The 2,071-nt window shown below is 75.0% G+C and carries 2 protein-coding genes and 1 tRNA gene; all 3 read left to right on the forward strand.

What is annotated here, in order from left to right; all coding sequences use genetic code 11:
• A partial coding sequence (locus V7Z97_RS20270) for a P1 family peptidase (RefSeq protein WP_334165419.1) occupies positions 1-543 on the forward strand: 543 nt, incomplete at its 5' end.
• A 49-nt stretch (positions 544-592) separates the two neighbouring features.
• Positions 593-1,867: a hypothetical protein gene (locus V7Z97_RS20275; protein ID WP_334165421.1), complete on the forward strand. Its 1,275-nt coding sequence runs from the start codon at positions 593-595 to the stop codon at positions 1,865-1,867.
• A gap of 81 nt (positions 1,868-1,948) precedes the next feature.
• A tRNA-Arg gene (locus tag V7Z97_RS20280) sits at positions 1,949-2,025 on the forward strand.
• Positions 2,026-2,071 lie beyond the last annotated feature (46 nt).

The following is a 2,071-nucleotide window of genomic DNA, read 5'->3' on the forward strand; positions in this document are numbered from 1 at the left end:
GCGATGGCGGGCGGGCTGAAGGGCGGGGTGGGCTCGGCCTCCGTCGTCACCGCCGACGGCTTCACCGTCGGCGCGCTCGTGGCGGTGAACTGCTGGGGCTCCGCCGTCGCGCCCGGCGGCCGCACGTTCTGGGCGGCGCCCTACGAGATCGGCGGGGAGTTCGGCGGCCTGGGCGCGGCCGGTCTCGTGGGCCCGCCCGACGACTGGGGCCTCGCCAAGGCGCCCGGGGCCCAGCGCAACACCACCATCGCCTGCGTGGCCACGGACGCGGCCCTGACGCGGGCCCAGGCGAAACGGCTGGCCGTGATGGCCCAGGACGGCCTCTCCCGCGCCATCCGGCCGGTCCACGCCCCGTTCGACGGCGACGTGGTCTTCGCGATCGCCACCGGCGCGCGGCCGCTCGCCGAGCCCGCCAACTACCTGCTGGCCCGGCTGGGGGCGCTGGCCGCCGACTGCCTCGCCCGGGCCGTCGCGCGCGGCGTCCACGCGGCCACGCCGTGGCCCGGGACCGACGTCCGCTGCTGGCGCGACCTTCCGGGCTGAGCCCGGCGCTGGTAAGCGTCACCGAACAGAGTTTCGGGAGACGCCAACCATGCCCTCGGCCGTGAAACTGAGCCTGGTCGCCGGCGCGGCCGTCCTGGCCGGCAGCGCCGCCGCCCAGCCCGCCCAGAAGGTGACCGGGCCCGTCGCCACCTACTGGGTGAGCGCCCAGACCCACACCGGCTTCGGCCTGCCGGGCGCAGGCGCCGGGGCGGCCCCCTCGCCCGCCCAGGTCATGCAGATGATGCGCGGCGGCGGCGCCCAGCACAGCCTGACCCTGCAGCTCGGCTCGTCCGACAGGCCGCCCGCCGCCCCCGCCGCCGAGCACCTGCCGCCGCCGGGCCTGAAGGCCGGCCCCAGCCTGCCGCTGGTGACGCCCACCGCCCAGCCGGCGCAGCGCACGGAGGAGCAGCCGACCATGCCGCGCGAGTTCGAGCGGCCGCGCGGCAGGATGCTGATCTTCTGGGGGTGCGGGGAGCGCGCCCGGGCCGGCCAGCCGGTGGTGATCGACTTCGCCCAGATGCAGGCGGGCAGGATGCCCCCGGGCCTGGAGGCGCTCGGCCGCGGCCTGAACGTGACGCCCATGCAGCCGCCGGCGCCGGGCCGCAACGCCACCTATGGCGAGTGGCCGAACGCGCGCGCCCGCACCAGCGTCCCCGGCGACGGGTCCCTGGTCGGCGAGCACACCGTGCGCGGCAACTACAGCCCCGAGATCCGGTTCGCGCTCTCCCAGCAGCAGGATTTCCTGGCTCCGCTCAACCTGACCACGAACGCCCGGACGGGGACCGGCTCGGTCCAGCTCGGCTGGAACGCCGTGCCGAACGCCCAGGCCTATCTCGCCACCGTCATGGGGGGCCAGGAGGAGACCATGGTGCTGTGGACCTCCTCGGAGGTGCAGGCCTCGGCCTTCGCCCTGCCCGACTTCATCGCCCCGGGCGACCTGACCCGGCTGGTGGCGTCGAAGGCCCTGATGAGCCCGCAGACCACGAGCTGCGCCGTGCCGCGCGAGGTGGCCGAGGCCGCGCCCCAGGCCATGCTCCAGCTCGCCGCCTACGGCCCCGAGGCCAACTTCGTCCATCCGCCGAGGCCCGGCGACCCGAAGGTCGCCTGGAACCGCCAGTGGCAGGTGAAGGTGCGCTACCGATCGGCCACCGGCGGCCTGCTCGGCCAGCCCATGCCCGGCATGGCCGACGCCGACGACGACGAGGCCCGCCTCGCCCGCCCGGGCGAGCCTGCGCCGCAGCGCGACAAGAAGAAGGACGCCCGCCGGCAGATCCTGAAGGGCCTCGGCGGCGCGCTCGGCGTGCCGGTCCCGCCGATCCCCTGAGGCCGCAAAAAACCGGCGCGGGACGGGTTGCGCTTTGCCCGAAGCCCAACTAGGTTCCGCGCCCTCGCCGCAAGGCGGTGCGCGCCCGTAGCTCAGCTGGATAGAGCATCAGACTACGAATCTGAGGGTCGGACGTTCGAATCGTTCCGGGCGCGCCAATTTTCCTTCTAATAATTTAGCTTGCGGGCGCCTGGGGCGAGAGCT

Origin of the sequence: Phenylobacterium sp., assembly GCF_036821595.1 — a bacterium.
GTDB lineage: Bacteria > Pseudomonadota > Alphaproteobacteria > Caulobacterales > Caulobacteraceae > Phenylobacterium.